The organism is Streptomyces sp. NPDC000983 (assembly GCF_040299205.1).
Classification (GTDB): domain Bacteria; phylum Actinomycetota; class Actinomycetes; order Streptomycetales; family Streptomycetaceae; genus Streptomyces.
Window position 1 is genome coordinate 1 of the sequence record NZ_JBEPBM010000048.1, and the last position, 26320, is coordinate 26320.

At 67.6% G+C, this 26320-nt stretch carries 29 protein-coding genes and 1 tRNA gene; 21 read left to right on the top strand and 9 right to left on the bottom strand.

Annotated features, from left to right (window positions below; genetic code table 11):
- Positions 1–331 precede the first annotated feature (331 nt).
- Positions 332–2431, bottom strand: coding sequence for an ATP-binding protein (locus tag ABT296_RS33630; RefSeq protein ID WP_351933078.1), 2100 nt, complete (start codon positions 2429–2431; stop codon positions 332–334).
- 141 nt (positions 2432–2572) lie between these two features.
- On the opposite strand from ABT296_RS33630, the gene ABT296_RS33635 reads away from it, so the two are divergent.
- Positions 2573–3646 carry a DNA cytosine methyltransferase gene (locus ABT296_RS33635; protein ID WP_351933080.1) on the top strand — a complete coding sequence of 358 codons (1074 nt, stop codon included), beginning with the start codon at positions 2573–2575 and terminating at the stop codon, positions 3644–3646.
- A gap of 525 nt (positions 3647–4171) precedes the next feature.
- Positions 4172–4690 (top strand): hypothetical protein, encoded by a 519-nt coding sequence (locus tag ABT296_RS33640; protein WP_351933082.1) that lies wholly within the window; start codon positions 4172–4174, stop codon positions 4688–4690.
- A gap of 59 nt (positions 4691–4749) precedes the next feature.
- Here the strand turns inward: ABT296_RS33640 and ABT296_RS33645 are convergent, their stop codons facing one another.
- Together ABT296_RS33645 and ABT296_RS33650 are read right to left on the bottom strand one after the other, a co-directional pair.
- A complete protein-coding gene (locus ABT296_RS33645) occupies positions 4750–5319 on the bottom strand; it encodes a GNAT family N-acetyltransferase (RefSeq protein WP_351933084.1) in 570 nt (189 codons plus the stop codon).
- Complete coding sequence (locus ABT296_RS33650) at positions 5316–6083, bottom strand: GntR family transcriptional regulator (protein WP_351933086.1); 768 nt, start codon at positions 6081–6083, stop codon at positions 5316–5318. The genes ABT296_RS33645 and ABT296_RS33650 overlap by 4 nt, the downstream gene beginning before the upstream one ends.
- Positions 6084–6540: 457 nt before the next feature.
- On the opposite strand from ABT296_RS33650, the gene ABT296_RS33655 reads away from it, so the two are divergent.
- From ABT296_RS33655 to ABT296_RS33735, 17 genes are all read left to right on the top strand, one after another.
- Entirely contained in the window at positions 6541–6789 is a 249-nt protein-coding gene (locus ABT296_RS33655; protein WP_351933088.1) for a DUF6284 family protein, read from the top strand.
- On the top strand, positions 6786–7319 hold the full coding sequence (locus ABT296_RS33660; protein ID WP_351933090.1) for a hypothetical protein: 534 nt from the start codon (positions 6786–6788) through the stop codon (positions 7317–7319). Before ABT296_RS33655 ends, ABT296_RS33660 begins: the two co-directional genes overlap by 4 nt.
- Complete coding sequence (locus tag ABT296_RS33665) at positions 7316–8323, top strand: DUF2637 domain-containing protein (protein ID WP_351933091.1); 1008 nt, start codon at positions 7316–7318, stop codon at positions 8321–8323. The genes ABT296_RS33660 and ABT296_RS33665 overlap by 4 nt, the downstream gene beginning before the upstream one ends.
- Complete coding sequence (locus tag ABT296_RS33670) at positions 8323–8664, top strand: RRQRL motif-containing zinc-binding protein (protein WP_351933093.1); 342 nt, start codon at positions 8323–8325, stop codon at positions 8662–8664. The genes ABT296_RS33665 and ABT296_RS33670 overlap by 1 nt, the downstream gene beginning before the upstream one ends.
- 27 nt (positions 8665–8691) lie before the next feature.
- Entirely contained in the window at positions 8692–8988 is a 297-nt protein-coding gene (locus ABT296_RS33675; RefSeq protein ID WP_351933095.1) for a hypothetical protein, read from the top strand.
- An 897-nt stretch (positions 8989–9885) separates the two neighbouring features.
- Positions 9886–10578 (top strand): hypothetical protein, encoded by a 693-nt coding sequence (locus ABT296_RS33680; protein WP_351933097.1) that lies wholly within the window; start codon positions 9886–9888, stop codon positions 10576–10578.
- Positions 10578–12689, top strand: coding sequence for a hypothetical protein (locus tag ABT296_RS33685; RefSeq protein ID WP_351933099.1), 2112 nt, complete (start codon positions 10578–10580; stop codon positions 12687–12689). Before ABT296_RS33680 ends, ABT296_RS33685 begins: the two co-directional genes overlap by 1 nt.
- Positions 12690–12922: 233 nt before the next feature.
- Complete coding sequence (locus tag ABT296_RS33690) at positions 12923–13228, top strand: hypothetical protein (protein WP_351933100.1); 306 nt, start codon at positions 12923–12925, stop codon at positions 13226–13228.
- Between the two features lie 390 nt (positions 13229–13618).
- Positions 13619–13786: a hypothetical protein gene (locus ABT296_RS33695; protein ID WP_351933102.1), complete on the top strand. Its 168-nt coding sequence runs from the start codon at positions 13619–13621 to the stop codon at positions 13784–13786.
- A 78-nt stretch (positions 13787–13864) separates the two neighbouring features.
- Entirely contained in the window at positions 13865–14377 is a 513-nt protein-coding gene (locus ABT296_RS33700) for a hypothetical protein (protein ID WP_351933104.1), read from the top strand.
- A gap of 88 nt (positions 14378–14465) precedes the next feature.
- A complete protein-coding gene (locus tag ABT296_RS33705) occupies positions 14466–14813 on the top strand; it encodes a hypothetical protein (RefSeq protein WP_351933106.1) in 348 nt (115 codons plus the stop codon).
- The gene (locus ABT296_RS33710; RefSeq protein WP_351933108.1) at positions 14810–15880 is read left to right on the top strand and encodes a DNA cytosine methyltransferase; all 1071 of its coding nucleotides are present in this window, start codon (positions 14810–14812) and stop codon (positions 15878–15880) included. The genes ABT296_RS33705 and ABT296_RS33710 overlap by 4 nt, the downstream gene beginning before the upstream one ends.
- Positions 15877–16800 (top strand): bifunctional DNA primase/polymerase, encoded by a 924-nt coding sequence (locus ABT296_RS33715; RefSeq protein WP_351933109.1) that lies wholly within the window; start codon positions 15877–15879, stop codon positions 16798–16800. The genes ABT296_RS33710 and ABT296_RS33715 overlap by 4 nt, the downstream gene beginning before the upstream one ends.
- A 200-nt stretch (positions 16801–17000) precedes the next feature.
- Positions 17001–17219 (top strand): hypothetical protein, encoded by a 219-nt coding sequence (locus tag ABT296_RS33720; RefSeq protein WP_351933111.1) that lies wholly within the window; start codon positions 17001–17003, stop codon positions 17217–17219.
- Positions 17216–18370, top strand: a complete 1155-nt coding sequence (locus ABT296_RS33725) for a DUF3631 domain-containing protein (RefSeq protein WP_351933112.1) — start codon at positions 17216–17218, stop codon at positions 18368–18370. Before ABT296_RS33720 ends, ABT296_RS33725 begins: the two co-directional genes overlap by 4 nt.
- A 192-nt stretch (positions 18371–18562) precedes the next feature.
- Entirely contained in the window at positions 18563–18748 is a 186-nt protein-coding gene (locus ABT296_RS33730; RefSeq protein ID WP_351933114.1) for a helix-turn-helix transcriptional regulator, read from the top strand.
- A gap of 61 nt (positions 18749–18809) precedes the next feature.
- The gene (locus ABT296_RS33735; RefSeq protein ID WP_351933116.1) at positions 18810–20189 is read left to right on the top strand and encodes a tyrosine-type recombinase/integrase; all 1380 of its coding nucleotides are present in this window, start codon (positions 18810–18812) and stop codon (positions 20187–20189) included.
- Positions 20190–20363: 174 nt separating this feature from the next.
- Here the strand turns inward: ABT296_RS33735 and ABT296_RS33740 are convergent.
- Positions 20364–20445: transfer RNA gene (locus ABT296_RS33740), tRNA-Tyr, on the bottom strand.
- Between the two features lie 224 nt (positions 20446–20669).
- Here ABT296_RS33740 and ABT296_RS33745 point away from each other — a divergent pair.
- Positions 20670–21158, top strand: coding sequence for a YajQ family cyclic di-GMP-binding protein (locus ABT296_RS33745; protein ID WP_351933118.1), 489 nt, complete (start codon positions 20670–20672; stop codon positions 21156–21158).
- 108 nt (positions 21159–21266) lie between these two features.
- Here ABT296_RS33745 and ABT296_RS33750 read toward each other — a convergent pair whose 3' ends face one another.
- Positions 21267–21533, bottom strand: coding sequence for a GlsB/YeaQ/YmgE family stress response membrane protein (locus tag ABT296_RS33750; RefSeq protein WP_351933120.1), 267 nt, complete (start codon positions 21531–21533; stop codon positions 21267–21269).
- Positions 21534–21687: 154 nt separating this feature from the next.
- On the opposite strand from ABT296_RS33750, the gene ABT296_RS33755 reads away from it, so the two are divergent.
- Entirely contained in the window at positions 21688–22935 is a 1248-nt protein-coding gene (locus ABT296_RS33755) for an APC family permease (RefSeq protein WP_351933122.1), read from the top strand.
- Between the two features lie 86 nt (positions 22936–23021).
- Here the strand turns inward: ABT296_RS33755 and ABT296_RS33760 are convergent, their stop codons facing one another.
- The 4 genes from ABT296_RS33760 to ABT296_RS33775 form a co-directional block, all read right to left on the bottom strand.
- Positions 23022–23582: an SMI1/KNR4 family protein gene (locus tag ABT296_RS33760; protein WP_351933124.1), complete on the bottom strand. Its 561-nt coding sequence runs from the start codon at positions 23580–23582 to the stop codon at positions 23022–23024.
- A gap of 81 nt (positions 23583–23663) precedes the next feature.
- A complete protein-coding gene (locus tag ABT296_RS33765; protein ID WP_351933126.1) occupies positions 23664–24062 on the bottom strand; it encodes a YccF domain-containing protein in 399 nt (132 codons plus the stop codon).
- Positions 24059–24922, bottom strand: a complete 864-nt coding sequence (gene htpX, locus ABT296_RS33770) for a zinc metalloprotease HtpX (RefSeq protein ID WP_351933128.1) — start codon at positions 24920–24922, stop codon at positions 24059–24061. Before htpX ends, ABT296_RS33765 begins: the two co-directional genes overlap by 4 nt.
- 223 nt (positions 24923–25145) lie before the next feature.
- Positions 25146–26270 carry a hypothetical protein gene (locus ABT296_RS33775; protein ID WP_351933130.1) on the bottom strand — a complete coding sequence of 375 codons (1125 nt, stop codon included), beginning with the start codon at positions 26268–26270 and terminating at the stop codon, positions 25146–25148.
- Between the last annotated feature and the right edge of the window lie 50 nt (positions 26271–26320).

Sequence of the window (26320 nt, forward strand, 5' to 3'; positions counted from 1 at the left end):
TCGCAAACTGCGCTGCAGCACCACGAGGATCACCACCGTCGTCCGCGCCATCGTCACTCTCGAACTCACCAGCTGATCAAGATGGAAACGGCTCAATGCCCGCAAACTGCAGTTTCGTGCTTTTCCTCTACTTGGGGACGTATGGGTAAAAAGACCTCTGCTAGCTAGGCCTCCGTAAGGAGCACGCTACAGGCTCCTGGCCCCGAGAGGGCGACCAGCAAACCTGAGGACCAGATACTCCCAAGTGACGCGCCCCGGCTAACATCGGGCATCCCTCTTCCGCACGTGCGGAAGAGGGCCCCACCGAGCATCGTCAGCGAACAGCCTCGCTCTACGGAGCGCTTCCGTCGTTTTTCATGTCGTCAACACGAGCCAAAAAGTCACGGTGCGCCCTCAGGGTGTCATCGAGGAGATCGTGCCAGCCTCGGATTTGGATTCGGTCGTCGTTGGCGACCGAGGATAGCGAGACGCTGCTCAGCTTGTCCTTGTGATCGGCAATAAACGTGAGCTTGCGGACGGGGAATTGCTTTCCCAATGCTTCCACCTGGTTCAGGAACTCATCCAAGTCTGCCAGATAGTTCACGGCACGTAGATACTCGGCGTCGCTCAGGTGATAGTCCATCCGCTTAATCTCTACGATCCACAACGTTCCGGAATCATGCAGCAACACGAAGTCAGGGCGCTTCGTCTGCCGATTGATCGCTGTGGTCACCAGCGCAACGCCATGCTTTTTAAAGTACCAGGATTCGAAGGATCTACGTACCCTTTCCAACGATTCGTTCATACCAAGAGGGGTCCACTCCGGAGCCAGTAGCCAGGGGGCCTGCTCCAATAGCTCCTGGAGAGGCTGCTCCAACGTGGAGCCGTCATCAATGAAGGCCGCAAGCTTGTTTACAACTTCGATTCGCTCTGACGCAACCTGACCGAGCGAGTACATCTCGGCAATTCGCGCCTTCTGGAACAATCCGAGCACGATCTCCAGTGGACTACCAGCATCTTCGGCCACTTCATGTAGAGCATCAAGCAGTGTCCGATGAGGGCCAATTGTCTTTGCAAGCTGGTAGACCTTCTCTCGATGCTCCGGATCAGCGATGGCCTCCCTGTCCTTATCGCTCACCAGGAGTTTTGCAGCTTGCCTTACAGATTCTTGGAATGCCTTGTCTCCCGGGGCGTCCGCTTCCAATCGAGTTTGAAGGTTGGTTGCCTGCTCAAAGTCGTTCCAAGTTTCCTTCTTCAGTGAATTTCTGCCGCGTGCACCCAGCTCACGCATAACAGCGTGACCCCACTGCCGCAGCGCATCACCATAGTCGGAACTCCAAATGATATCCTGCCGGTCGGATCGGATCAGATCTTCTCCGTCGTCCAACCACTCAGCGTGAATTTCGCCGACTAGATACGAACGAATACTGTATTCGCCAAAGAATCCTTGATTGATGCCGAAATCGCGCGTCATGGAGACGATCTTTCCGCGTGAATAGATCCTCACACCAGCCATCGCCTCATCCCGATAGGGTTTCTTGCTGTACGCAAGCCAACCCGAGATTGGAAGCTCTTGGCCCGACGTCGTCTTGATGCTGCGGTCGGCTAGGTCGATGCGCGTTTCTGGCATCAACTCGATGTCCAACTCGCCGAGGCTGAAGGTCTCTGGAATCAGCGTATTTTCCGTGTTTACAATCTCGACATTCCAGTCTGCACGCCTGATTCCAAATCGCGCACTCAGTTGACGATGCAGCTCCGATCCGCTGGGCACTCGCTTGCGCCTGAAGTCGCGAAGCTTCACGGTTGTCCCATGCTCAGCGGACCAAGTTCCATCAAGCGGGCCAGGCAACGGCCGATACTCGTCATCCGTGTCAGAGAGGATCTCATTCAACGACAGAACAAGGTGAGCGACTTTATACCCCCTCGCCGTCTGCTCCCCTCCCGCCGTGATCACTTCAACGGTCTCACAGATCCCGAAGGGAGCTAGCTTGCCAATCCCTTTGCGCCCCATGACCGGTCGATCTTTGTCCCGAGACTTGTCTTTACCGAACCGCTTACGGCGATCCGAACCGACGGCCAGATAGTGCGAGTTGACTTCATCCGCAGTCATTCCATGACCGTCATCCGAGACCGTGATTTCGTAGGTCGCCCCAGCCCCATCCAAGAAGACGCCCCACGGCAACTCGACAGTCACCCGTTCGGCGTCAGCGTCGTACGCGTTTGCGATAACTTCTGCGAGCACCGCGGACACCCGGTCGTACATCTTGATGCCGAGTTTGTCGACTGTGAGGCGACTAATCCTCATCACATAGGGTTTGCCGGTTACCTCCCCGACACCCGTAGCGCCTCGCTCGCGGTCTCCACGGACTTGACGAGGGACATCCCCTCCGATGAGGCGATCCCCCGCAGGCTCACCTGACTGACCAATACCGCTCTCGTCTCGCTGCGTCATCACGGCTCCCCAATCCCTGACGGCCACTCACTGACGACGATGCCATCAAGGACCCCGTCGTGCGGCCAGTTTGAAGGGCCGGGCACCCAAGTGCTAGATGGCGCTAGTGCTTTGGAGCGACCCCATGGCTAAGATCGCCCCATGTCTAGACCGAGTGCCATCGACCTCTTCGCCGGGGCCGGGGGCGCTACGCGGGGTCTTCGAGATGCTGGGTTCCGCGTGCTCGCCGCCGTAGAAAACGACCCGGAAGCCGCCGAGTCCTACCGCAGGAACCATCCGCGCGTCCTTCTTTACGAGGCAGATATCAGACGTGTGCCGGCACCGCAGATCGCGAAAGCCGCCAAGCTGAAGCGCGGAGACTTGGATCTCCTCAAAGCTTGCCCGCCATGCCAGGGTTTCTCGTCATTGGCCAAAGGTGAAGTGGACCAAGCAAGAAACGATCTGGTACTCGATGTCGCCCGTTTCGTTGACGTTTTCCTTCCCAAAACACTTCTGCTGGAAAACGTTCCCGGGCTACAACGCGATCGACGCCTACCGCTGCTTCTAGACGAACTCGAATCCCTTGGTTATTCATTCATGAGAGCCCTTCTCGACGCCAGCACATTCGGCGTCCCCCAACGGCGAAGGCGTTTCATCCTGATAGGAGTCCGTAGAGACGTCGGACAGTTGCGTCCGGAATCAGATCCGTTGAGCTACTTGCCTAAAAGCTTCCTGACTACTCAGAAGACGGCACGCCAAGCTCTCGCGCACCTTGCTCGACATTCGATGCCGGATGATCCGCTAAACACTCACAGGAAGAGCAGCGATAAAGTCTTTGCCAGGATCTCTGCGATTCCAGTGGGTGGGAATCGCTTTGACCTACCAGAGGAACACCAGCTCGATTGTCATCGCAAGCTTAACAATCGGTCGGCCTCGGGCTCATACGGCCGCGTCAAACTCGACGAACCTGCTCCTACCATGACGACAAGGTGTACTACACCAGCCTGTGGAGCCTTTGTTCATCCGATCGAGAACCGTGGACTAACACTACGAGAGGCAGCAACCTTTCAGTCATTCCCTGTCACTTATAAATTCCACGGCTTCTACGGATCTATCGAGCGGCAGATCGGAAATGCTGTGCCGGTCAGGATGGCGAAGGGTTTGGGCTTGATTGCACGGTCCATCCTTGACAATTCAAGCCCAAATAGATCAAATTTCCCACTACTTAAACAGTGAGCCTCTTCAGCCGCCGATCCAACGAGCGAGCAACCGCTGGGCATTGACGACGGCGGTGAGTAGGAGGGGCTTCCGCCCCGCCGGCCCAGCCACGCCCCTAGACGTCACCTATCAGCGGCCACCCTGAAGAGGCTCAGTGAGCACAAAGGTCCGCGGCCTCCACTTCCTGGGCTGTGACCGTCTCGTTGGGACGTTTAACAGGGCCTCCGAGCAGCTGGCTCGGAGGCCCTGCTACGGCTCGACCATGGGTCTCGGGTGTGGAGGAACACTCGCATGGCTCATCAAAGTTGCCCGGTGCACGACACTCTATGAACTACTGGCATCGACAGCCACTAGACAAAGGTCGACACCGTGGATTCAAGACGCGATTGCGGAGCCCCGTTCCCTGGAGAACTCTGGGCCTACTGGAGTGGATCGCTCTACCCAGCAGCCCAAAAGCTAGCAGAATCATTCGAGTCGGCTCGCGTAGAGAGTTTTACAGTCGAAATCTCAACCGATTATGTGGATCCGGCGACCGTTGGACGCTTGCTGGAATACATCGACTTCCAATTTAGATGGGCATTGGCGATTGAGCCCTTGCTCAGGGAGGATGCAGCTTACGCGGAGGCTGCCGGATTCCCTATCCATGTCACCCCTCTACATTTTAAGTCTGGCCTCTTTGAGATCGTCGAGGCCGAAACAGGATCTTTCAAGTCGCGCATGAAAGCCACTGCGGCAGCAATGACTGTACTTGGCGGGGCGGTTGCATCATTTGGCGGCGCTTTCACGGCAATTACGGGGATGAACCCGTGGGATTTCGTAGTACACCGCGACGGAACCAGTGTCGAAGCCCCCGTCATTCCACACTCAGCAAAAGATCAGATCGCCCCAATCTGCCTGAATCCGGCCCCGTTTGACATCACGGTCGAACTTAAGATGTCGAATGGCGAGACAGTGAAGGTTGTGGCTAAAGTCCCACAGGGGCACTCTCCGAGTAGCGATCACGTCTACACCGAAATGCGACTGAAAGCCTCGATCGAGGACTTTTCTCGTCCGGCCGAATAACTACTTAGGCGCCCCTGGGTGCTTTTGCCTGAACCGTAGATGGATCTAGCACGTTCAGCTCAAGCTGCAAATCGGAGACGCTCTGGATTGGGCGCGCGGTCCACGAAGCCGTGCTCCGCCGACCGCGCGCGACGCTGGGCGAGCCATCCAGAGACACGTGGTCCCCCATTTACTGCCACGCCCTCGCGGACTGTACGAACGTGACCGAAGTGGTGCGCGAGGTAGTAGCGCTGAAGTGCTTCATTTGTCGTCCAAGCATCCAGACGCAACCACTGTGCTCCTGCGCGATATGCACGATCACCAGCCCAATCAAGCAACCTGCCGCCTAGATCTTGGCCTGCGTATTCCCGAGCTACAGTGAGCTTGTTGACGAACATCGACGGTTCGGTCAGTTCATCATCCGTCCACAGCCCCTCTTCAGCGTCAGGGGTGAGCGTGATCGTCCCAGCGGTCGCATGTCCGTCTCGGAGCATAAAGACGGTACCTGCCTCAATCGTCGCCAACAGTTTGGCTGCGGGATACGGGCGGCTCCACTGATCAGACCCAAGAGACCGCAACCAGACTGCAGCTTCCTCTCGAAAAGCAAGCAGTTTGGTTACGTCGTGCGGTTCTGCCTGGGTGACAATCACGGGGTCTCGCTTCGGGCGGACAGGTCGCCGATCTCGTAGTTCATGCGGTTCAGGTCTCCTCGGAAGGTCGTGATCGTGCACCGGATCGGACGGCCTGCCGAGTAACCGGTGCGGGTCCAGAGCATCACGGGCACACCAGCTCCGATCTCCAGCAGTCGAGCTTCCTCGGGCGTGGGCATCCGCGCTGCGATCTCGTCGAAGTACCCGACCTGCTCGATGCCTCGCGAGGCGAGGTACCGAGTCGTGCCTTCCTCGATGTCACCCGGCTCAGCCAGGCGCGGCGACTCCTCAACTAGCCAAGCCGGATAGTAGGTGGCCTGCGTGGACCATGGCACGTCGTCCACATAGCGATGACAGAACCGCAGTACGGCCTTCGTGCCTGCCGGAACGTTGAGGCGCGCAGCTACATCCTTCGAAGCCGGAAGCATCTCTACCCGGAACGTCTGATGAGGCCGACGGCCGGCGTTCGTTACATCCGTGCTGTATGCGTCCCCGTTCTGAGGGAACGTCAGGTTCTCGAACCGCGAGGCGTTCAGCTCGAAGACCTCGTGCGACTTCACCTGGTACCCGAGACCCTGGCTGGAGGCGATCAGTCCCTCACTGACCAGCAGACTTAGCCCGTTGCGGATCGTGTTTCTGGACGCGTCGAATCGCTGCTGCAAGTCGTTCTCAGACGGCAGCCGCGCTCCCGGCGCGTAGGTGCCATTGTCGATCTCGCGGCGCAGGATGTCCGCGATTTGCCGGTACTTCGGCTGCTTGGTCATAGCCCCATCATGGCGCACTCGCGCAACTTGTTGGTACATGTACCCCAACCCCCCTTGACTCTTCACCGTCCGTGGGTGCAGCATCACTACATCCGCTTGTACCAACAAGCTGAGCAGGTGGTGCAACACCACCGAGTTACGCATTGCTCCGTTGATGGCGTCCAGAGGAAAGCCCGCAGGGGTGAGTACGAAGGAAGCGCGGGTTCTTTGACAACTAAATGGGGATCACGCCGCCTCTCCTCGGCCAAGCAGGCGGCCACGCGGGACTTCTCGCGTGATGCACAGCGCATGCCCACCTTCCGCAGCTCATCTGCTGCGGCCGGCTGCCTCCGCTGCTCGTCTCATACGAGCAGCGCTAAGGGGAGCCGGATCTACCGACTTCAACGGCGCGCGGCCCCGGTGCTGGAACACCGAGGCCGCTGTCCGGGCCGTTCCTGTCTGAGAGGAACACGACCCAATGAACCTCATCGTCACTGTTCAGGAAGCTGTTACCGCGTTCGCCGACTTCATGGAGCCGACGGACGCAGAGCTGGACGCGATCGAGCGGGAGATGCCCGCGATCCTCGCGGGCATCGACCAAATCGACGCGGAGATTGCCGCGCTGGAGCTCCGGCCGGCCGAGCTGTACGCCCGCCGGGCGCGCCGCAAGGTGCTGGCCACCCGGGTGGTGTTGGCCAACCGTGCCGACCGCGAGGAGGCGGCGTGATCCGCATCGTCACCGCGGCCCGGCTCGAACGGCTCGGAATCGAGGCGAGCGAAGCCCGTGAGCACGCCAGGCGGACCAGCGGGGCGGCACACGACGCCTTCGGCCGGCACGTGCGGGAGCTATACAAGGCGACCGGCCGGGCGGAGCGGGCCGAGACGGTGACCGCGGAGGTTGGCGTGCTGCTCGCCGGCGCGGTGGCGGAGTTGTCCGTGGCGCAGCAGGAGATCCTGCTGAAGGACCTTGAGATCCGCCGGTTACGCGAGGAGCTGCGCGGCGGGCCGCGGGCGGGTGATCCGCTGGCGGTGCTGCTGCACCACGGCGAGCCGGTCGCCGTGTACGCCTGCCGTGAGGACGCGTTCGCCGACACCGCCACCCACGGGTTCCCGCCGGATCATCCGTGGAAGCCGTGCGATGAACGCCCGGCGTCCGCGTTCATCTGGCGGTGCGAGACGTTCACGTACAACCCCGCTTCCAACGGATTCCACCGCGCCGGCCTGTCCGTGCCGAGGGCGTTGGGGGGTGCGGCGTGAACAGTGTTCAGACGCGTTCAGCCGAGCGCGCCCTGTCGGGCGGCACGTGGCTGATCGTGTGCGGGGCGATGCTCTACTCCATCCTCACCGTGACACCGCTCATGGCCGCGCACACGGCGGATGAGTGGGACTGGACGGCGCCAATCCTGCCTCTGGTGGTGGATGCCGCGGTGGTCATCGTGGTCAAGCTCGACGACGTCCTCGCCCGCCTCGGAGGAGAGGGCGGCCCCTGGCCGGTCGTGCTGCGGTGGATGACCGGACTGATGACCCTCGCCCTCAACACCGCCGACTCCGCACTGAAAGAGGACCTGGTCGGCGTGGCTGTCCACTCGGTGGCGCCGCTGCTGCTGATCGTCACCGCGGAGACCAGCCTCGCCTACCGCCGGGCCATCGCCCGCGCGGTCGCCGCCCAGGAAGCCGCGCAGCAAGTAGAGCGGGAGCGGCGCGAGCAGGCGGCCCGCGAGCGTACCGAGCAGGTGGCCGCGCAAGCCCGTGAGGAGCGCGAGCACGCCGCGCAGGTGCAGCGTGAGCAGCGCGACCACGAAGCCGCACTCGCCCGCGCACAGGCCGAGCGCGAGGAACGGCGCATGCGGGAGGAGCGGGAAGCTCAGCAGCGGGCGGAGGTGGCTGCGCGGGAGATCCGTGAACACCGTGAACGCGAGCGTGAACAGCGTGAACAGGAGCGTGAACGGGCCGAACAGGAAGCCGCCGCCCGCCTAGCCCGCGAGCATGCGGAGCGGGAGGCGCGTGAACGCCGTGAACACCAGCAGCGGCAGGAGCAGGCCGAGCGTGAACGCGCCGCACTACTCGCCCGCGGCCCGGCCAACGGCAAGCTCCCCGAGGACGACGCCCGCCGGATCGTGACCGCCGCGTTCGCCGCGGAACTGTCCGTACGCACGGCCGCCGAACTGTGCGGCTGGTCGGTCGGATGGGTGTCCGCCCGCTACGCCGAACACCGCAACCCCGGCGCTGGCGGTGCCGAGTTGGCCATCGCGAGCACCTGATGACCACCCTCCCCGTCTACCGGTGGCGGCTCGCCCCGGACGGACTGGCCACACTCCGCCAGCTGCGCGCGCTCGGCCTGCGGCCCGGCGGGCAGGACGTCGCCGCGCAACTCGAACGCCCCCGGCGCCATGGCCGCCCACCCCTGGTCGCCTACCTCTACCGGGTAGACCAGGCCAAACCGGTCCGGCCCATGACGCCGGCGAAGTGGGCGGCCCTGGCCAAGGCAAACACCGCCCGCAGGCTCTGCCCCGAGTGCGGCAGGGATGCCGGATACGTGATCCCACCGACGCTCGGCACGTGCAGCCCGTGCGCCTACCCCGAGGAACAGCGCGCCGCCTGAACACCACTCCTACACAAAGAAGTCCACGTGAAAGACGCACGTCACCGCGTTCTGATCACGGGTGCTGTCGCCGTGAGTGCAGCCCTGGCCGCGGCCATCGGAGTGCGGCTGTCCGGCTACGGCGTGCCTGTCTCGCTGCTGCTGGCCTGCTGCCTGTCCTGCGCGGGCACGTTCTCCAACCTGCTGTTCCGCCTGGTGGATGCCTGGTCAACGACCACGCACCGCTGCACGCGGCCCGGCTGCAACTTAAGCGTCAGCCTCACCCGCGCGGAGACCCGGCGCTGGCAGGAGATCGCCGCACAACACCCGCACCGCAGCACCTGAACAGCGCCCTCACCTGATTCGGCAGGCCCGGCCATACGCCTCCTACAGCAACCGGCCGGGCCCTACTCCCCATAAGGAGTGCTCACAGCATGACGGAACTCAGCACCGAGCCGGTAGTAGCCCCGGCTCCCCCCACCGCACCGCCCCCGCCGCCCGACGGTCCGCCCGTCAAGGCTGCGAAGGAGGTGGAACACACGCCGGGCGGCTGGCCGATCGTTCCGCTCGCCCTGTCCGGGGCGAACAGCACGGTCGGCGCGGTCGCCGCCGCCTCCCTGGTGGGCGGCCCGGTCGCTGCGGCGGTCGCCGCGACCGGCATGGTCGTCCTCGGCACGGTCGCCGCCACCCGCTCCCGCAAGCCCAACCCCCGCCACGACGCCCGCCGGGCCGCAGCCCGCAACGCTGGCCGCGCCGCGGCCCGCACGTCCGCGCTGCGCAGCCCCAGTGCCAGCACCCGCGGGAGTTCCGGCAGCGGCTCGGGGGGCCGATCGGGCAGGATGCCCGGCCAGAACCGCCGTACCACGGCCCACCACGGCGGCCCCACCACGGGCGGAAAGCCCCACCACAAGCCCGACCACGGCAGGTCAAAGCCCACCGCGGGCGCGGGCAAGGGCGTTGGCCGGTTGGGTCAGGTCAAGGCGCTGCGCATTGCGCAGCGGTCCGCGGCTGGCTCGCGTAGTGCGCAGCGTGCGCAGACCACCAACGCGCGGCGTGCAGTGGCCGACGCGCGCCGCAACGCCAAAGCCAGCCCGGCCGGCGGCCGGTTGGGTAAGCGCTCTGGCCTCGGTGGTCGCCTGTTCGGTGGCACCGTACGCAAAGCCCGCGGCGTGCGGGATGCGGCGATCGCCAAGCAGCGCACCGCACGCGACGCGAAAACGCGCGGCACAGTGGCTGCGCAGCGTGCGCAGGTCCGCGGCCCGCTTCCACGGCCGCCGCCTGCTCGCTGCGCTGCTCGCCCTGCCGGTCGGTCTGCTCGGGCTGGTCACCACGCCGATCGGCCGCAAGTTCGACTTTCCGTGGCTGATGTACCCCGGCCGGCGCCTGTTCTGGCGCATCGTCCGCACCGCCACCGCACAGCGCTCCCAGCGTGACGCGGCGATCCGCCAGGTACAGGCCGAGCAGGAGGCCGCCGCCGACGCGGCAGCGGCCGAGGACGGCACGAACGGCCTGGGCGAGCAGGTGGAGCGCCCGCCCGCAGACACCCCCACCCCCATCAGCACGAACACCGAGGTGAGTGAAGGAGAGCACGTGTCCGGTTTCCGGTTCGAAGAGGTCGCCTCCGAGATGGAGCAGGCCGCCAACGAGTACGACCCCGAGAACGCCATGGAGATCCTCGCCATGGTCGAGGGCCTGCCCGCCGCCCTGACGTCGGTGGCGAACGTGATGAAGATCCTCGCGGAGCGCTCCGACTCGGAGTTCCCGCTGGAGAAGGAGGTCGCGGACGGCTTCAACGACATCTTCGGCGCCCTGATGAGCGCGGTCGCGGTCGCGGAGGACATGGGGCCGCTGTTCCGGCAGGCGCACGAGCAGGACATCGCCCGGCACGAGGACCCCCGCAACGGCCCCGAGGCCGAGAAGGGCTGGAACGTCTGATGACGAGCAGCACCGCCACCACCAACAAGAAGGTGAGGCAGCAGGTGGGTAGTGGTCCGGTGCTGGACTGGGCGGCCGGTCACGGACCCGTGACCGGCGCTCTGTCCGCCACCACCGGAGCGTTCGCGCTGGCCACCACCGGCGCCGCCACCGCCATGCCCCCCGGCTGGGTCCTCGCCGCCGGCGCCGCAGGCGCCCTCGGTCACACCGTCGCTGGGCTGCGTGTCCGCAACGCCGGCCGCACCCTCGCCACCCGCGCCGCGTCATGGCTGGTCGGTGCCGGGTGGACGACGTGGGCCATGACCACCGGCCCGCTCACCTGGGCTGCCCTCGGTTCCCTGGCCACGATGGGCATCGGGATCGGCGCCGCCGCACGGTCCGCCGCGCTGTTCGAGGAGGCGCGGGAGGAGGAGGCCATCGCCGCGGAGCAGCGGCAGATCGCTCAGGAACTCTCCGCGGAGCGCCGGGCGATCGCCGCGGAATGGGTGGAGCGGATTCAGCGGATCTGCTCGATCTTCGTGCGGGTCCTGGCTGTGGAGATGTGGCCCACCGGTACCGGCTACTCCCTCGATCTGGAGCCACAGGGTGGGATCACCCACGACCGGATCGCCCAGTACACGGTGGCCTTGTCGGCGGATGCGAAGCTGCCGCACGGCTGCACCGCCGCCGCCACCCCCGGCATCCACCAAGGCCGCACCATCTTGGACGTCACCACCGTCAACGTCCTCAAAGAGGCGCTCGACTACCCCGACGACTACAGCCGCCTGTCCGTGCTGACGGGCCTGCCGTGGGGGGTGCGGACGAACGGGGAGAGGGTGTCGGTGTTCCTGCGGGAACAGTGCGCGCTGGTGGTCGGGCCGACCGGTTCGGGCAAGACGAACATGGTCCACGGCATCCTGACCAGCTTCGCCCGCGCCGATGACCTGCTGACCTGGGTCATCGACCTCAACGCCGGCAGCGCGGGCCTGCCCTGGGTCCTGCCCGCCCTCAACGGCGAGTTGGAGAGCGCGGACGGCAAGCCCGTCCGGCCCGGCATCGACTGGCTCGCCTCCACCCACGAGGAAGCGATGCTGATGCTCGACGCGGCGCTGGCGATCGGCCTGCATCGCAAGAAGGCGTATCAGGACCTGCTCGCCAAGGCCAACACCGACCTGCTGCCGGTCAGCGCGAGGATTCCGCAGATCATGCTGGTCATCGACGAGGGCGCGGAGATCCTGGTCAGCACCGACCGGCAGATGAAACTCCTCGCCAAGAAGATCCTGGAAGTCATCCGCATGCTGCGCGCCATGGGCGTACGCACTGTGCTCACCGCCCTCGGCGCCACCAGCAGCGTGCTCGGCAACCTGATGATCCGCCGCGAGGGTAAGGTCCGCGTCGCCCTCACCGGCGGCGAGACCGAGGGCATGGACCTGTCCAAGATGTTCCCCGGCCGACGCGGACTCCGCGTCGAGCAGGCCCCCTACAAGGGGGCCGGGTTCCTGGGCACTCCGGAGTCGCCCGCCGCGCTGTTCAAGGCGTGGCGCATCCTCCCGAACCAGATCCGGGAGATCACCCTCGCGACCTCCGACCGGCACCCCCGTCTGGACGACGTGTCCGCCAAGGCCGCCGGGCCCGCGTACGCCCGCCGCTGGGACACCGACCGCACCGCATGGATGCGCGACCTCACCCCCACCGACAACCACGACCACAGCCCGACCACGTCGGACGGACTGAACCTCTCCGCGCTGCGCCAGGTCGAGGGCGGGGCGGGGTCATCGGAGGACGAGATGCTGCGCAGGTTCCGGGAGGAGATCGACGCGCAGTTCGCCACGACCACTGAGCCGAACAGCTCGGACGGCGTGCCGGGGCGGCCGGCGGGGCTGGATCTGTCGGCGCTGCGGGAGGAGCAGGACAGCCCCGCCCAACAGGCCGCGCTCGCCGCCCTGATCGCCGCCGGGCCCGACGGGACGGGAGCGTCCGCGATCGCCCGCAAGCTCGCGGACGCCTTCGGCACGACCCGCCAGACGGTCGTGGGGTGGCTGAAAACGTGGACGGCGGACGGCACCGCCGTACGCGTCGGTGAGGGCACCAAGGCCCGCTACGTCCACCGCTCCTACCTCCCCGAGCACTGACCGCTTGTCGCTTGTCGCCCGCACTCGAACACATGGCGTCTTCCGGGCCTTTGGGGCGCGGAAACGGCTTGTGAGCTGGGGGACGACAAGCGACAAGACAAGCGACAAGACAAGTAGGGCGACAAGCCGCACGACAAGTGAGACGACAAGCCGGACGACAAGCCACCACCCATACGTACGGGCCCGCGCCCCCAGTTGGCGCGGGCCTGTGGCCTACCCCGAGGGAGCCCCGAATGAGCCAGCACCACCCGCCCGGACAGTTAGCCCCGCATGTACCCGCCGACGAGTGGCAGCGCGCACAGGCCACCGGGCAGCCGATCGTCATCGTCCTGCCGACGACCGCCCCGGCCGGTATCCCGTGGCGCCGAGTACGGATCCCGTTTGCGATCGCCGGGGCGGTTGTCGCGGGCGGCTGGGGGCTGGTTGCCTGCCTGTGCCTGCTACTCGATGCCGCGGCCCACGCCGCAACCGTCGTTGCCGGGGTCGCCGGACCGATCGGCATCGGCGGGATCACCCTTCGCCTCGCCCGCTCCAAGTAGCCCCGAGCCGCCCCACAACGGCTCGACGCGCGGCCGGCCCACGGTCGCGCAACCCGCAACCTGGCGCCCCGATCCCCGAGGCGGCACCGCGCCCACCGCCCTTCACTCCTTCTACCAAGCGCAGGGGGCAGAGGGGCCGCAGAGGGGATGTCCGGCCCCGACCACGCCGAAAAGGTGCCCGCCACCAGCGCAAACACCGAGTGGCCGAAACGCGTGCCGCAACCTCTAGCGCAACCTCTAGCGCAGCCCCTTGGCGCAACACATGGCGCAACAGATGTTGAGCCCCCAGGCCCGAGCCTTGGCCGGTCAGAGCAGCGACACAGCAGCCACTCACCGGCAAGGCTCCAACTACCGCACCCACAGCACCTGCTGACTCAGGAGGACTCCCGCATGCCCGAAGACGAGCAGTACTGCGACGACTGCGCCGACTACGGATGCCCCGGTCACCGCGAATGCGACCAGTGCTTCGACGACATCTGCACCGAGTGCGGGGGCTGCGCCTGTTCCGAGACCTATTGCCCCGGCGCCCTTGCCCACGCCACCGGCGCCGACTTCTAGCGACACCAAAGGGCGGCCCCTCACGGAACGCCCACTCCCGATCCCGCACCCACAGGTACAGCCGACGAAGGAGACCGCATGTCAACCACCGTCGCCGACGCCACAACGCTTGCCCGCCAGGCAGCGGAAGCCGTCCGCGAGTTCAACCACCTCACCTTCCCCAACTCCCCCCAGCAGCCGGGCCTGACCTGTCCGGGTGAGGCGTACGACGCCGTCGCCGCGCTGAAGACCTTGGCCCAGCGGCTCCCGCAGGCCATCGAGCAGATCGGGACCGCGCTCGATGTCCTGAGCGCCCTGGGACACCTGGGATCCGCCGACGGCAACGACCCGGCCCGGCATGTCGCCGCCACCCAGGAGTTCCTGAGCACGGCCATGGAAAGCGCCGGCGGCCTCAGCCAGTGCCTGGAACTCGCACACAGCGCCGTCAGCCCGCTCACCTACAACGGCCCCGACAACGGGCCCGACGAGGAGCCGTGCGGCGAGGGCATGTGCCAGTGCCACTGCATCGGCGACCTGCACCCCTGCGGCTGCGACTGCCCCCACCCCGACGACTGCGACTGCCAGCTCTGCAACGCCCGCGACCTGTACTAGCTACGCCAAGGGCGGCCCCCGCTCACGCCAATGAATCCGGGGCCGCCCTTGCCAGCCAGTCACCTTCAAGGAACTGGAGACATCCAGCATGACCGACGACACCGCCATGCCGCGAGTACCGGACCGCCCGGAACGCGTGACCATGCTCCGCACCGAACCGAGCCCCGACGGCAGCACCGTCCTGACCCTGCTCGTCCCCGGCCCGCTGCTCGTCATGAACGAGCACCGCTTCGCCCTGGACCCCCAACTGACGTGGGCCCTGCTCCACAACCTCAACCGCGACCTGGACGGCATGACCGACCCCGGCCCCCGCCCCGAGGTCACCACCATGCTGGAAGCCCTGCGTACCGGCGACCGCGCCGCGTTCAGCGCCGCCCTGGACGACTACAACCAGCACATCCTCAACCTCTGGACGGACCAGGGGGCAGACGCATGATGCGCCCCACCGACACGGGGCAAGAGCCCGACTCGCCCCCGACGATCGTGGCCCTGTGCGCCGGCTACGGCGGCTTAGAAGCCGCGATCCGCTCGCACGTCGGCGGCCAGGTCGCCGCCTACGCCGAGAACGACCCGTTCGCCGCGACCGTGTTCGCCCACCGGCATCCCGGGGTGCCCAACCTCGGCGACATCACCCGCGCCGACTGGGACCGGGTCCGGGACCTGTACCGGCCGGACGTGGTCGGGGCGGGCTTTCCCTGCCGCAACACCTCCAACGCTGGACGAAGGGACGGAATCAATGGCCAGTGGTCACGGGTCTGGAAGAACGTCGCTGAGGCTGTGGGCGTCCTTCGACCGCGCCTCGTCTTCCTGGAGAACGTGGCGGCGCTCCGCTCGCGGGGGCTGGACGTCGTCGCCGCGGACCTGGCCGCGATCCGGTATGACCTCCGGTGGACATGCGTACGAGCTGGTGACCCCGAAACCGGCGCCCCGCACGAACGGGACCGTTGGTTCGCAGTTGCCCATCCCGCTGATGCCGACCCCCACCAGCTCGGACGGCACTGGCGGCCCCGGCACCTCGCCGAAACGGCGGGGCGGGCTGAACCTGCGCACCGCAGTGACCCGACTGCCGGCCGCACCACAGCCCTGAGCCTGGTCCCCACCCCGGCCGCACGCGACTGGAAGTCCGGCGCATCCAACCTCATGGACCGCAACGCCCGACCCCTGAACGAGTTCGTCGTCAACCGGCTTCCCTACACCGGCTCGTGGGTCTCCACCGACGGCACCGACTACGGGCCCGCCATCCGACGCTGGGAACGCATCACCGGCCGCCCCGCCCCCTGCCCCACCGAACCCGGAACCCGCGGCAACCGCCGCCTGTCCCCGATCTTCACGGAATGGCTCATGGGCCTGCCCGACGGCTGGGTCACCGCCGTCCCCGGCATCCCCCGCAAGGAACAACTCCGCATCCTCGGCAACGGCGTCGTACCCCGCCAGGCCCACCACGCCTACGGCTGGCTCCTCGGAACCACCACCGCCAAACCGACCTGGGAGGTGGCCGCATGAGCAAGCCCTTGACCGCCGAACCGGCGTGCCTGCCCATGCTCGCCTCCGCGCTCACCAGCGCTGAGCGAGGCTGGCCCGTCATCCCCCTGCACCCCCGTGCGAAGCGGCCCGCAGGGCACGCCGAACGCGACTGCCCGCGAACGGGCCGCTGCGCGGGCGGGCACCGCAAGCCCGAGCAACGCGCCACGACCGACCCCAACCTGATCCACGCCACATGGGCCACGCGCCCGTACAACGTCGGGATCGCCACCGGCCCGGCCGGGCTGCTGGTCATCGACCTGGACCCGGTCAAGCCCGAAGAGCCGAAAGGAGCGCCTGACGGCGCCACTTCATTGCAGGCGCTCTGCGAGCGCGCCGGACAGACCGTGCCTGCCACCTACCGGGTGCGGACCGCTCGCGGCGGGGAACACCTGTACTTCACCGCACCTGCCGGGGTGCGGCTGAAGTGCAGCGCGGGCCGGCTCGGCCCTCACATCGACACCCGCGCCTGGGGCGGCTACGTCGTCGCCCCCGGCAGCAGCACCCCCGACGGCACGTACGAGGTCACCGGCGACGCTCCCGTGGCCGAACTGCCCGGCTGGCTCGCCGCGTTGCTCAGCGAGCCTCACAGGCCCGCCGTGGCGCCTGTCCGGGTCCACGACGGCACCCTTGCCGCACGGACCGCCCTGGAACGGGAGTGCGCGGTCATCGCCGCCGCATCCGAGGGCGGGCCGAACGGCCGCAACAACACCCTCCACCGAAGCGCCTGCAAGGTCGCCCGGTTCGTCGCATGGGGCGACCTGCCCCGGGACGTGGCGGAGCAAGCAATCCAGGGGGCGGGGGAGTCGACAGGGCTGCCGCCGGCCGAGTGCCGCACGACCATCCGCAGCGCCATGGACTGGGTCCTCACCCACGCCACACCGCGGCCGGCAGCTTCATGAGCGGCCCCGACTCCCCCCGCCTGGATTGCCCCACCCTGTCGGCCACCGGCCCGCGCGCCGCCCCACAGCCTGTGGACACGGGGACCGCGGGCGAGCCGAAAGGCGCCGCCCGACAGGGCGTCGTCACTGCCCTTCCACGCTGGAACCGCGCCCCGGCACGGCCAGGCACCGACCCCACACCGGACAGCCCCGGGATCCGGGTGTTCGCCCCGCCGGTCTACCGACACCACTACGACGGCGCCCGCTGGTCCACCAGGTCCGGAGCCCTGCCTACCGCCGCCTACGCCTGCGCCTGCGGGCAGACCGGCACCGCCACCGGCACCGACGACGTGGCCGCACTGGTCGGCGAATACGACTACCACCAATCCATCTGCACCGGGGCGCCCGCCGCAACCCCGGAAGGGAGGACCGCCGCATGACCGAGCCGAACATCATCGACGGTGCCGCGCTGCTCGACGAGGTGGAAGCCTTCCACCGCCGCTTCAACGTCTTCCCGCACGAGTCCGCCTACGTCGCAGTCGTCCTGTGGGACGCACACGCTCACCTGCTCGACTGCTTCGAGTCCACCCCACGCCTGGCCTTCCTGTCCCCCGAACCGGGATCGGGCAAGTCCCGGGCGTTGGAGATCGTGGAAACCCTCGTGCCCAACCCCATGGCCGCTGTCGACGCCTCCGCCGCCGCGCTCTTCCGCTCAGCGTCCGGCATCGACGGCAAACGACCCACCATCCTCTTCGACGAAATCGACACCGTCTTCGGCCCCAAGGCCGGCGACAACGAGCAGCTCCGGGGCTTCATCAACGCAGGACACCGCCGCAACCGGCCGATGTTCCGCTGCGTCGGCGACGGCGCCAACCAGACCGTGCAGGCATTCCACTCCTACACCGCCGTGGCCGTGGCCGGCCTGGGCTACCTGCCCGACACCATCCGGGACCGCTCGGTCAACATCCGCATGCGCCGCCGGGCCCGCAACGAGAAGATCGAGCCCTACCGCACCCGCATCCACGAAAAGGAAGGGTTCGCGCTGCGCGACCGGCTCGCCGCCTGGGCAGAGCAGGCCGCCGAACACGTCACGGGAGCCTGGCCGGACATGCCCGAGGACATCACCGACCGGCCCGCCGACGTCTGGGAACCCCTGCTCGCGGTCGCGGACGCTGCCGGCGGGGACTGGCCCGACCGGGCGCGAGCCGCGTGCACGGCCATGGTCACCGCTTCCAAGGCCAACGACAAAGGCAGCCTCGGAGTTCGGCTCCTGACCGACCTGCGCGACCACGTCATGGTCGGCATCGACCGACTGCCAACCGTCGCCATCCTGGACCGGCTCAACGCCCTGGACGACGCACCCTGGGCCGACCTGCACGGCCGGCCGCTCGACAACCGGCGCCTGGGCAAGATGCTCGCCGACTACATGACGGCCGACAACGAGCCCATCACCTCACGCAACATCAAGACCGGCGGGAGCGTCCTCAAGGGCTACTACGCCTCCGATCTGTTGGACGCCTGGGACCGCTACTGCCCCCCACCCCCCGAAAGTCCGCTACCTCCGCTACCACGCACCGAAACCCTCGTCTGACCAGCGCGAACGCGGTAGCGGCAACCCTCACCGGCCGCCGCTACCACGCCGCTACCCACCCGCTACCGCTACCCCTTCCCGCTACCCCGAACAGGCCCCTGACCTGCGCGGTAGCGGCAGTAGCGGAAGTAGCGCCCCTCAGAAGAGGGGCCCGACAGCCCCGCGCCCTTCCCGTCTTCGCCAAGGAGTGGCATGGCCCGGCCCAAGATGCTCAAGCTCCCCGAAGTCCTCGAAGAGATCGAGATGAGCCGCGCAGCCTTCTACCGCATGCGCGCCCGCGGCAAGGCACCCAAGCTCATCAAGCTCCCCAACGGCCAGCTCCGCTGCCGCCGCGCCGACCTTGACGCCTGGTGGTCTTCCCTGGAAGACGCCGCCTGACCACCACCCTCACACCCGAGAAGCGAGGGGCCTGCTTCCGGCGGGCCCCTCTGGAGTTCATATGGCCCTGACCTACGACGTCCGCCTCTATGCCATTGAGGTCCGTAAGGATCGCCCGAAGCAGTACCGGGTGCGCTGGCTGGTCGGCGACCGGAAGCACTCCAAGAGCTACACGCTCAAGGTCCAAGCCGAGGGGCGCCGCTCGGAACTCATGTCCGCCGTGCGGCGCGGTAATCAGTTCGACGAGGAAACGGGCCTGCCCGTTTCCGAACTGCGCGCCAAGCAGGGCGCCATCACTTGGTACGAACACAGTCGCGCCTACGTGGACCGTAAATGGGCGCTGGCACCCGCGAAGTCTCGAAAGAACTACGCCGATGCGCTGGCCACCATCACCCCCGCGCTCGTGAAGACCAAGGCGGGGATGCCCGATGCCGCCCTGATCCGGCGCGCGCTGTACGGATGGGCGTACAACCGAAACCGCTGGAACGAGAATCCGCCGGACGATGTGGCGCGCACCCTCGCATGGGTCTCCAAACACTCCATGCCGATCTCCGAGTTGGAGGACCCGGCCACCGTGCGCCTGGCCCTCGACGCGCTGTCCCTGAGGCTCGACGGGAAGGAAGCATCGCCGCGCACGGCCAAACGCAAGCGCGCATGTCTGAGCGACGTGCTCGGACTGGCCGTGGAGGAGCAGTACTTCACCATTCCGGTCAACCCGATCACGGCCGTGAAGTGGACCGCCCCGAAGTCGGTGGAGGAGGTGGACCCCGAGAGCGTTGCCAACCCTCGCCAAGTTCGGGCGTTACTCGCCGGAGTGCGAGAGCAGGGACCGCGTGGGCGGCACCTGGAAGCATTCTTTGGGTGCCTGTACTACGCAGCAATGCGTCCCGCGGAGGCCGCCGCGCTCAAGGTAAGCCAGTGTCACCTCCCTGAGAGCGGATGGGGGATGCTCACCCTTCGGCAGGGAGTTGTCCGAGCCGGACGGAACTGGACGGACGACGGAACGGCTCACGAGACACGTCATCTCAAGGCCCGCGCCAAGAAGGACTCCCGTCCAGTTCCGATCCCGCCGCACTTCGTGCGACTCCTCCGGCAGCACATCGGCACGCATGGCACGGCGCCCGATGGTCGGCTGTTCCGGACAAACCGCGGCGGCCTGCTTCAGGAGACCGGATATGGGGAGGTGTGGGCCAGGGCCCGAAAGGATGTACTCAGCGAGTCGGAGACTGCCTCGCTACTGGCCCGGCGCCCCTACGACCTGAGGCATGCCGGGGTGTCGTTCTGGCTCAGTTCTGGAGTGGACGCGATGGAGTGCGCCCGTCGCGCCGGCCACAGCATCGCGGTGCTGCACAAGGTGTACGCCAAGGTGCTTGACCAGACTCGGGAACGGGCGAACAGCCGGATCGATGCGGCTCTCCGCGAGTGGAACGAGCCTGAGTGACCATGCTCACCCCCGGGGGACACCTGGGGGACGCACCCTGATCGAGCATGGGATTCGGGCGGTACGGGGTGAGACACGTCCGTGTCCCGTCCGCAGCAGATCGAACAGGGAGAGCAAAACAGAAACCCTCTCTGATCAGGTACGTAACCTGATCAGAGAGGGTTTCCCTCAGCGTGGCGGCGCCAGGATTCGAACCTGGGAAGGCTGAGCCGGCAGATTTACAGTCTGCTCCCTTTGGCCGCTCGGGCACACCGCCGGGGATGATGCCTTTCGAACGGGCTTTCGGCCGCGTTCCCTGGCAACGACGTAAACAATACCCGATGGGGAGGGGTGCTCCGCCACTCGATTCGTCTCCGCCCCGGGAGGCGGGGATGGCTAGGCTTGTCCGGATGCGGTCCGGCCCCACGCCGGGCTCGGCGGTCGCCCCCACGTACGCCGATACGCACCTGACCAGCACCCCGATACAAGGAGCCACAGGACATGGCCGACTCCAGTTTCGACATCGTCTCGAAGGTCGAGCGGCAGGAGGTCGACAACGCCCTCAACCAGACCGCCAAGGAGATCTCGCAGCGCTACGACTTCAAGGGCGTGGGCGCCTCGATCTCGTGGTCCGGGGAGAAGATCCTCATGGAGGCGAACTCCGAGGACCGGGTCAACGCCGTCCTCGACGTCTTCCAGTCCAAGCTGATCAAGCGTGGCATCTCGCTGAAGGCGCTGGACGCGGGCGAGCCGCAGCTCTCCGGCAAGGAGTACAAGATCTTCGCGACGATCGAGGAAGGCATCTCCCAGGAGAACGCCAAGAAGGTGGCGAAGATCATCCGCGACGAGGGCCCCAAGGGCGTCAAGGCCCAGGTCCAGGGCGAGGAACTCCGGGTCAGCTCCAAGAGCCGCGACGACCTGCAGACCATCATCGCCCTGCTCAAGGGCAAGGACTTCGACTTCGCCCTGCAGTTCGTCAACTACCGGTAGACCGGACGGGACACGGCACGCCGGCTCGGCCGGCCGTCGCCACGGGGAGGGGTGGGCACCCGGCCGGTGCCCACCCCTCCCGTCTTCCGGCCGCGGCCGGGGCCCGTGTCAGTCGCGGGAGTTGCCGAACAGGATGCGGTAGGCGACCAGGAGGACCAGCGAGCCGCCTATCGCGGCCGCCCAGGTGGCGCCGTCGTAGAAGTCCTTGGTGACGGGGTGGTCCAGCCAGCGGGCCGAGATCCAGCCGCCGATGAACGCGCCCGCGATGCCTATGACGGTCGTGCCGACGAAGCCGCCCGGGTCCCGGCCCGGCAGCAGGAACTTGGCGATGGCTCCGGCCAGCAGCCCCAGGATGATCCAACTGATGATGCCCATGCCGTGAACCTGCCCCTCCACGCTGTTCCTGCACTGTCCGTGCGGTGTGATCTTCGTCAGGGCCTACGGTGCCCGTGCCACTGTTCGCCTCCTGTTGGGGGCGATGACGCCGGCACCGCGCCCGGCGGTGGGGACGATCAGTAGGGTTCGGCGCATGAGTCAGTCCCCCGCCGGGCTCCGGCGCACCCTCGGTGTGGGCGACGCCGTCGTCATCGGGCTCGGCTCGATGGTCGGGGCCGGTGTCTTCGTCGCGCTGGCTCCTGCGGCGCGCGCCGCAGGCACCGGGCTGCTCCTGGGCCTCGCCGTCGCGGCCGTGGTCGCCTACTGCAACGCCACCTCCTCGGCGCGTCTCGCCGCCCTGTACCCGGCCTCGGGCGGCACCTATGTGTACGGCCGCGAGCGGCTCGGGGAGTTCTGGGGCTACCTCGCGGGCTGGGCGTTCGTGGTCGGCAAGACCGCTTCCTGCGCCGCGATGGCGCTCACCGTGGGCGCGTACGTCTGGCCGGATCAGGCGCACGCGGTGGCGGTGGCGGCCGTGGTGGCGCTCACCGCGGTGAACTACGGCGGTGTCCAGAAGTCAGCATGGCTGACGCGGGTGATCGTGGCTGTGGTGCTGGCCGTTCTCGCCTCCGTGGTGGTCGTGTGTCTGACGTCCGGGCAGGCCGATGCCGGGCGGCTGGGCATCGGGGCCTCCGGCGGTCTCGGCGGGGTGCTTCAGGCGGCCGGTCTGCTCTTCTTCGCGTTCGCCGGGTACGCGCGGATCGCCACGCTCGGCGAGGAGGTCCGGGATCCGGCGCGGACCATCCCGCGCGCGATCCCGATCGCCCTGGGTATCGCGCTCGCGGTGTACGCGTGCGTGGCCTTCGCGCTCCTGTCCGTGCTCGGCGCCGACGCTCTCGGCGCCGCGACGGCTCCCCTGACCGACGCGGTCCGGGCGGCCGGGGTGCCGGGTCTGGTGCCGGTGGTCCGGGTCGGTGCCGCCGTGGCCGCGCTCGGCTCGCTGCTCGCGCTGATCCTGGGCGTCTCCCGGACGACCCTCGCCATGGCCCGCGACCGGCATCTGCCCGCCGCCCTGGCGGTGGTGCACCCCCGGTTCCAGGTGCCGCACCGGGCGGAGCTGGCCGTGGGCGCGGTGGTCGCGGTGCTGGCCGCCACGGTGGATGTGCGCGGTGCCATCGGGTTCTCCTCCTTCGGTGTGCTGGCGTACTACGCGGTGGCCAACGCCTCGGCCTGGACGCTGGGTCCGGGGCCGGCCGCGCGGGCCGTGCCGGCGGCCGGGCTGCTCGGCTGCGTGGTCCTGGCGTTCGCGCTGCCCTGGACCTCGGTGGTGACGGGCACCTGCGTGCTGCTGGCGGGCGTCGCCGCGTACGGCGTACGGCGACGGCTGCGGGCGGCGGCGTAGGCAGTACGGGGGCGGTTGGCGGTACGGCGGGCCACCAAGCCGTGTCGGAGCCGTGCCGGACGCGACTCGGAGGGGCCGGGGCCGATCTAGCGGGTCCCGGACGTCCGTATGCGGAAGCCGGGCCATGGAACCATGTCCATGTCGTCGTTCGCCTCCTCGTACCAGCCGGTGCCCTCGACCCAGGTGCGCAGCCAGGTTTCGAGGCTGTGGGCGTCCACGTACCAGGCGCTGTCGCTGGTGTCGGCGTTCGGCTCGAAGAGCAGGACCGTCGCCTCGGGGGCGAGGCAGTCCACGCACGCGTACATGGCGCAGCCCCAGTGGGATATCGGCAGCACTCCCTCGGGCCACGGCCAGTCGGGGTCCCTGCGCCCGCTCTCGCGGTTGGCGAGGTACTGCACGACGGCGGCGGGCTCACCGGAGGGCGGGCTGTCGAGCAGGGGCAACAGGCCGTACTCCGGCCCAAATCCGCCGTCTCCTATGCGGAGGTACAGCTCGGCGAGCAGGGGCGGGAGCGGGAAGCCCAGCGCGGCCTCGGCGCGGGCCGGGGCCGCCCCGTCCACGGGCTCGGGGAGGGAAGTCCATCCCCAGGGGCGGGTGTTGCGGGCCTTGTCGGCCACCCGCTCCAGCAACTGCTCGATCTCGGTCATGCGTTCATGATGCAAGCCGGCACTGACAATCGGGCCGGCCTGTGGACAACTCGTCGGGCGGCGACGGGTGAGGGGGCCCTGTTACCAGCGTGACGACGCGAACGCCTCGTCGGTCCGCACGATCTCGCGGCCCAGCGGCAGCAACGACACCGGGATCAGCTTGAAGTTCGCGAACCCGAGCGGGATGCCGATGATCGTGAGGCACAGGAGCACGCCGGTGACGATGTGCCCGAGAGCCAGCCACCAGCCCGCCAGGACCAGCCACAGCACGTTGCCGACGCAGGACGGCGCACCCGCGTCCCGGCGTTCGATCGTGGTGTACCCGAAGGGCCACAGGGCGTAGACGCCGATACGGAACGCGGCCACGCCGAACGGGATTCCGATGATGGTGATGCACAGCAGGACGCCCGCGAGCAGGTAGGCGAGGAACAGCCAGAAGCCGCTGAGGACGAGCCAGATGACGTTCAGGATTGTCTTCACTGGTGGGGACCTGCCATCTTCTCGAGCCGGGCGATCCGCTCGGCCATCGGCGGGTGTGTGGAGAACATCTTGGAAAGCCCCTGCCCCGGGCGGAAAGGGTTCGCGATCATCATGTGACTCGCCGTCTCGATGCGGGGCTCGGGGGGCAGCGGGAGCTGCTTGGTGCCCGCCTCCAGCTTGCGCAGTGCACTGGCGAGGGCAAGCGGGTCGCCGGTGAGCTGGGCCCCGGAGGCGTCCGCCTCGTACTCCCTGGAGCGGCTGATCGCCATCTGGATGAGGCCGGCGGCGAGCGGGCCCAGGATCATGATCAGCAGCATGCCGAGCAGGCCGGGGCCGTCGTCGTCGTCCGAGCGTCCGATCGGGATCAGCCAGGCGAAGTTCACCAGGAACATGATCACGGAGGCGAGGGCGCCGGCCACCGACGAGATCAGGATGTCGCGGTTGTAGACATGGCTGAGTTCGTGGCCGATGACCCCGCGCAGTTCGCGCTCGTCGAGCAGGCGCAGGATGCCCTCAGTGCAGCACACCGCGGCGTTGCGCGGGTTCCGGCCGGTGGCGAAGGCGTTGGGGGCCTCGGTGGGTGAGATGTACAGGCGGGGCATGGGCTGTCTGGCCTGGGTGGAGAGCTCGCGGACCATGCGGTATAGCGCCGGGGCCTCGAACTCGCTGACCGGGCGGGCCCGCATGGCGCGCAGCGCGAGTCTGTCGCTGTTCCAGTACGCGTACGCGTTGGTGCCCAGCGCGATGACGACAGCGACGACGAGGCCCGTGCGGCCGAAGAAGCTGCCGATGACGATGATGAGCGCGGACAGTCCCCCGAGGAGTACTGCGGTCCTGAGCCCGTTGTGCCGGCGGTGCACGGTACGCCCTCCAAGTCGTGCCGCAGGGGAACCCTTTGCTGGTCGATCCTCGATGCCACTGGTGTCGTGGTGACACGTCCAGTGGACCCTCCCGTACTGGTCAACGCCAGGCGAGAGGCTGGGGTTCCCCGGGGCACGCGGCCGTGCGGGTGGGCCGTACGGGTGAGGGCGGCTCCGTGTCGCGCGAGGGGGCGGGTGCCTGCCCGCCCCCGCCGTCGGGCCGCTACTTCAGGGCGACGCCGTCGCCGGTCGCGTTCACGGAGGCGACGGTCGAGCTGCCCGCGTACGACCAGCGCCAGTAGCCGGCGGCGTTCGCGGTGGTGGTCGTCGTCAGGTAGCCGGCCGAGTCCGTGGTGACGGTCTTGACCGTGGTGTACGTGCTGGAGCCGGACTTCCTGAACTGGAGCTTCACCGGCTGGCCGGCATACCCGGCGAAGGTCGTGGCCGCGTCGGTGGTGGCGCGGGTGAGGCGCCCCTTCACGGTGAGCCTGCCGCCCTTGGCCACGGGCTCGGGAGAGGCGTCCACGGTCAGTTTCGCCACCTTCAGCAGGGTGACGGAGTCGCCCGTGGAGACGGCGGCCGAGGAGGTGCCGTTCTCGGAGAACGCCCAGCGCCAGGCGCCGGAGTCCTTCGCCGTGACGGTCGTCCGCAGCTTGCCGTCGGCGTCGGTGGTGGCCGTCTTCACGGTGCTGTAGGAGGTGGCACCGGCCTTCTTGAACTGGAGCCGCACCGATTGCCCCGCGTATCCGGCGGGGATCGCGCTTCCGTCCACGTCCCGGGACTGCCAGTCCGGCCGGGTGAGCTGCCCGGTGACGGTGAGCGTGCCGTCCTTGCGCGCGGGCTCGGGGCCGGCGTTTCCGGTCAGCGTGGTCTGCTTCAGCAGCGGGACGCTGCGGCCGGGGAGGTCCTCGTAGCCCACGTAGCTCGTGTACTGGAGGTACTGGGCGCCGTCGTAGGCGTATCCGAAGATCCCCAGGTACACCGGCGCCGCGGCGGAGTTGTACAGGACGCCGGGCGAGATGACCGCTGTTCCGGTGCAGGTGCTCACGGTCGGCGTGGTCTGCACGCAGCTCATGTTCTGGCCCGTCTCGCCCTCCAGGAAGATGGGCTGGCCGCCCACCACGAGATTGGCGTCGATGGTCGCCAGGCCGCCCGAGTCCTCCTGGATCTGCGCGGTGACCGGGACCGTGACGGGGTCCTTGCCGCCCACCACGATGGGCTTGCCCCCGTTGATCGTGACGCTCTTGAAAGCGGTGTCGTTGTACGCCGCGTGCGCCTGCGGCGCCAGCAGCAGTCCCCCCGCGGTGGCTGCCGCGAGGAGCAGCGCCGTACGTCGCGCTCGTGCCAAGGAATCCCCCCGGAGGATCAGGCTGTGACGTGGCTTCGACCGGCACGTCC

What these genes read in the sequence shown, in the direction of transcription:
- ABT296_RS33630 (WP_351933078.1), bottom strand. Translation starts at nt 2,431, where the DNA reads ATGACGCAGCGAGACGAGAGCGGTATTGGTCAGTCAGGTGAGCCTGCG.
- ABT296_RS33635 (WP_351933080.1), top strand. Translation starts at nt 2,573, where the DNA reads ATGTCTAGACCGAGTGCCATCGACCTCTTCGCCGGGGCCGGGGGCGCT.
- ABT296_RS33650 (WP_351933086.1), bottom strand. Translation starts at nt 6,083, where the DNA reads ATGACCAAGCAGCCGAAGTACCGGCAAATCGCGGACATCCTGCGCCGC.
- ABT296_RS33655 (WP_351933088.1), top strand. Translation starts at nt 6,541, where the DNA reads ATGAACCTCATCGTCACTGTTCAGGAAGCTGTTACCGCGTTCGCCGAC.
- ABT296_RS33670 (WP_351933093.1), top strand. Translation starts at nt 8,323, where the DNA reads ATGACCACCCTCCCCGTCTACCGGTGGCGGCTCGCCCCGGACGGACTG.
- ABT296_RS33685 (WP_351933099.1), top strand. Translation starts at nt 10,578, where the DNA reads ATGACGAGCAGCACCGCCACCACCAACAAGAAGGTGAGGCAGCAGGTG.
- ABT296_RS33690 (WP_351933100.1), top strand. Translation starts at nt 12,923, where the DNA reads ATGAGCCAGCACCACCCGCCCGGACAGTTAGCCCCGCATGTACCCGCC.
- ABT296_RS33695 (WP_351933102.1), top strand. Translation starts at nt 13,619, where the DNA reads ATGCCCGAAGACGAGCAGTACTGCGACGACTGCGCCGACTACGGATGC.
- ABT296_RS33700 (WP_351933104.1), top strand. Translation starts at nt 13,865, where the DNA reads ATGTCAACCACCGTCGCCGACGCCACAACGCTTGCCCGCCAGGCAGCG.
- ABT296_RS33705 (WP_351933106.1), top strand. Translation starts at nt 14,466, where the DNA reads ATGACCGACGACACCGCCATGCCGCGAGTACCGGACCGCCCGGAACGC.
- ABT296_RS33710 (WP_351933108.1), top strand. Translation starts at nt 14,810, where the DNA reads ATGATGCGCCCCACCGACACGGGGCAAGAGCCCGACTCGCCCCCGACG.
- ABT296_RS33715 (WP_351933109.1), top strand. Translation starts at nt 15,877, where the DNA reads ATGAGCAAGCCCTTGACCGCCGAACCGGCGTGCCTGCCCATGCTCGCC.
- ABT296_RS33725 (WP_351933112.1), top strand. Translation starts at nt 17,216, where the DNA reads ATGACCGAGCCGAACATCATCGACGGTGCCGCGCTGCTCGACGAGGTG.
- ABT296_RS33730 (WP_351933114.1), top strand. Translation starts at nt 18,563, where the DNA reads ATGGCCCGGCCCAAGATGCTCAAGCTCCCCGAAGTCCTCGAAGAGATC.
- ABT296_RS33735 (WP_351933116.1), top strand. Translation starts at nt 18,810, where the DNA reads ATGGCCCTGACCTACGACGTCCGCCTCTATGCCATTGAGGTCCGTAAG.
- ABT296_RS33745 (WP_351933118.1), top strand. Translation starts at nt 20,670, where the DNA reads ATGGCCGACTCCAGTTTCGACATCGTCTCGAAGGTCGAGCGGCAGGAG.
- ABT296_RS33750 (WP_351933120.1), bottom strand. Translation starts at nt 21,533, where the DNA reads ATGGGCATCATCAGTTGGATCATCCTGGGGCTGCTGGCCGGAGCCATC.
- ABT296_RS33755 (WP_351933122.1), top strand. Translation starts at nt 21,688, where the DNA reads ATGAGTCAGTCCCCCGCCGGGCTCCGGCGCACCCTCGGTGTGGGCGAC.
- ABT296_RS33760 (WP_351933124.1), bottom strand. Translation starts at nt 23,582, where the DNA reads ATGACCGAGATCGAGCAGTTGCTGGAGCGGGTGGCCGACAAGGCCCGC.